5 protein-coding genes are annotated in these 2,740 nt (G+C 60.8%); 4 read left to right on the top strand and 1 reads right to left on the bottom strand.

The window, feature by feature from the left end:
- Positions 1-185 precede the first annotated feature (185 nt).
- Positions 186-1,187 carry a class I SAM-dependent methyltransferase gene (locus H7965_RS29385; RefSeq protein WP_186774030.1) on the bottom strand — a complete coding sequence of 334 codons (1,002 nt, stop codon included), beginning with the start codon at positions 1,185-1,187 and terminating at the stop codon, positions 186-188.
- A 27-nt stretch (positions 1,188-1,214) separates the two neighbouring features.
- On the opposite strand from H7965_RS29385, the gene H7965_RS29380 reads away from it, so the two are divergent.
- From H7965_RS29380 to H7965_RS29365, 4 genes are all read left to right on the top strand, one after another.
- Positions 1,215-1,427 (top strand): hypothetical protein, encoded by a 213-nt coding sequence (locus H7965_RS29380; protein WP_186774029.1) that lies wholly within the window; start codon positions 1,215-1,217, stop codon positions 1,425-1,427.
- Positions 1,428-1,439: 12 nt separating this feature from the next.
- On the top strand, positions 1,440-1,925 hold the full coding sequence (gene tnpA / locus H7965_RS29375) for an IS66-like element accessory protein TnpA (protein ID WP_186774028.1): 486 nt from the start codon (positions 1,440-1,442) through the stop codon (positions 1,923-1,925).
- Positions 1,922-2,272: an IS66 family insertion sequence element accessory protein TnpB gene (gene tnpB, locus H7965_RS29370; RefSeq protein ID WP_186774027.1), complete on the top strand. Its 351-nt coding sequence runs from the start codon at positions 1,922-1,924 to the stop codon at positions 2,270-2,272. Before tnpA ends, tnpB begins: the two co-directional genes overlap by 4 nt.
- Before the next feature lie 62 nt (positions 2,273-2,334).
- Positions 2,335-2,649, top strand: a complete 315-nt coding sequence (locus tag H7965_RS29365; protein WP_186774026.1) for an IS66 family transposase — start codon at positions 2,335-2,337, stop codon at positions 2,647-2,649.
- Positions 2,650-2,740: the final 91 nt, after the last annotated feature.

Genomic DNA, 2,740 nt, shown 5'->3' with positions numbered 1-2,740 from the left:
CGAGTAGTGGCTGCCATAGGCAGGCAGTGCCGTCCGCCCCACCGCAAGCGCCTCACCGGCCACCCGCAGCGCCGACTTCGAAAGCGTCCGCATCGACCACCTCCGGACCGCTCATCCCAAGATAGCCGCCCAAAGTACCCAGCCAAGCCAGGGTTTCAACAGAGCAAGTCAGTGTAAAACCGAGGCTAGTTTTTCCGAAGTATCACCACATCTTGGTACGATGGGTGCCGACGGCGAAAGTCGATCACTTCCATTATACGGCACCAATGACTTCGGATGTAGGACTCTTTGTAAAAAACGTTGGAGGAATACGATCGATCTCCGTGCCAGCGAAACACAAGTCGGTCACCCTCAAAATCCCGATTGCCGTCAGCGAGTAGAGAAACCGCCTGCGGGTGTTTCATCACCGGTCCCCATAGAGGCCAAGTCTCATTCATATCTCGGAGCGTCCAGTCCGAGTGAACGGTAATCCAAGCAATGCCACCGGGCCGCAAAATGCGGCGTATCTCCATAAGCCAAGTGCTTTCCAGGGCCTCAATATGCGTAAAAACGGAGTAAGCCGAGACAATGTCGACTGAATTAGATTCTAGTGGAAGGCTTGGAATTGAATGATTTTGAAAGGCGGTAATCGAAGGCGGGAGAAATTTATTACACCACTCAACATGCAGTCTGTTAATGTCGCATCCGAGTGTTCTCATATCAGGCTGTAGTAGCGAAGTGTGGCGAATCACCCTACCCGATGCACAGCCCAAATCCAGAAAGACTTTTGGTGGGTTTCCACTAAAGGAACGCGATGCATCGAGAAGCATTCTGGAGTCAACTAAGCCCGAAGCCCAATAACTGAAATGATTTGAGCCATGATAACCCTCGCGATCTTCTGTGACAGGCAACGGCCAAGTATCGCGCGCCAGTTGATCTGTAAAATCGAGATTTTTCCACCAGCTCATGCGGTTGTCTGTGGAGATGTGGGCAGCAGCCGGTTCGAGAATACTAAATTTTCTCTCGATGTCACTCTTTAAGCAAATGTTGTTCTCCCAGGAGCTCATAAAAGAAAGATCCTTAGATTGATTAGATAGGTCTCTCATTTTAACGTCATCGAAACACCGTGTAAAGCGGCAAAGTGGTAATACCCGGCGCATGAAGGCCTGACTCTTTGGGTTGAACCGACGCGGGCTGTCGTGATTCATCGGCGGGCATGGCTTCTGGAGCGAACCATGCGGGGATTGATGATCCGGCAGGACGTGCCGCCTGCTGAACTGCGTCGTCTGGCGAAGATGAAGGGCTACGGTCGGGTGGCGCGGCGCCTGCTCGCAATCGCGGCGGCGCTGGAGGGCATGAGCCGGGAGGCCACGGCGCAGATCGCGGGGATGGACCGGCAGAGTAAGCGTCACGACGGCGGCACATTGCGACGCGGAGCGCTGTCGTGATGCAAGGGCGGGATGAGCAAGACGCTGCCACCGCGGGTCACCGAGGCTGAGGACGCTCCTACGACCAATCGTATGAGCGTGCGCGAGGCGCCGATCGAGGTGATCACCCGCGGCGAGCGGCGGCGGATTTGGACGGACGCGCAGAAGCACGACATCGTCCTGGAAAGCCTGGAGCCGGGCGGCTCACCGATCGCGGTGGCACGGCGGCACGGCATTGGCACCGGCCTGCTCTACACTTGGCGTCGGCAGATGGTGGAGGGCCAGCTCAAGGCGTTGATACCCGCGGCGCCGAGCTTCTTGCCGGTAGCCGCGATGCCTGACGGCGCGGTCGCGGCAGTAGACCCGCCGATGCCGGAGGCGGCATCCCCAGCTGCGAGACCCGATGCCGCGCCCGCTCCGATCGAGATCTTGCTGCCGGACGGCGTGATGGTGCGGGTGGATGCGGCGGTGGAGGAGGTGGCGCTGCGCCGCGTTCTGGCGGCGTTGGGTCGCCGATGATCGCGCCGCCCGCCGGATTGCGGATCTGGCTGGCCTGCGGCGTGACCGACATGCGCAAGGGCATGACGGGTCTGGCGATGCTGGTGCAGCAGGGCCTGGCGAAGGATCCATTCAGCGGGGCGGTGTACGCCTTTCGCGGTCGTCGGGCCGGGCTGATCAAGCTGCTCTGGCACGATGGGGTTGGCCTGTGCCTGCTGACCAAGCGGTTGGAACAAGGCCAATTCGCTTGGCCGACGACCACGACGACGGGATGCATCGCCTTGTCCACGGCGCAGCTGGCGGCGCTGCTCGATGGCTGCGAGTGGCGCGCTCCGGTGCCGCGCTGCAGGCCGGAACTGGCCGGGTAACAGCGCTGCGATTCGGTCGGAAACGGTAGGCCCGACGCGACGGCCTTCGGCATCATACGGGCGTGCAGATCGAACTCGACACGCTGCCCGATGATCCCGCCGTCCTGCAGCAGATGCTGCGGGATGTGGTGCACCAGCACGGCGCGCTGCAGGCCGAGAACGACAAGCTGCGGCTGTTGATCCAGCGCCTGCTGCGCCAGCAGTTCGGCCGCCGGTCGGAGCAGCTCAGCCCGGACCAGCTGCAGCTCGGACTTGAGGATCTCGAGCAGAGCGTCGCCGAGAACCAGGCCGGGGTCGCCGATAACCAGGCCGGGCAGGATGCGGTGGAGGCCCAGCAGGGCGGGACTGTCGGGATTTTCGTGTGTTGCCGGTCATGAGGGAAAGAGAGGATCTCCCCCATGGCTCGAAGGAAAGCGCCGCACATAGCCGATGAGTTGCTGGATCAATTGCTCTCCGGCACGGATGCCG

The organism is Siccirubricoccus deserti, from assembly GCF_014283215.1.
Classification (GTDB): Bacteria; Pseudomonadota; Alphaproteobacteria; order Acetobacterales; family Acetobacteraceae; genus Siccirubricoccus; species Siccirubricoccus deserti.
Note: the sequence above shows the minus strand (reverse complement) of the source record. Positions and strands in the feature narration are given on the sequence as shown.

Excerpts from the sequence above, each read along its gene's own strand:
- tnpA (WP_186774028.1), top strand. The coding sequence starts at position 1,440 with ATGAGCAAGACGCTGCCACCGCGGGTCACCGAGGCTGAGGACGCTCCT.
- tnpB (WP_186774027.1), top strand. The coding sequence starts at position 1,922 with ATGATCGCGCCGCCCGCCGGATTGCGGATCTGGCTGGCCTGCGGCGTG.
- H7965_RS29380 (WP_186774029.1), top strand. The coding sequence starts at position 1,215 with ATGCGGGGATTGATGATCCGGCAGGACGTGCCGCCTGCTGAACTGCGT.
- H7965_RS29385 (WP_186774030.1), bottom strand. The coding sequence starts at position 1,187 with ATGAATCACGACAGCCCGCGTCGGTTCAACCCAAAGAGTCAGGCCTTC.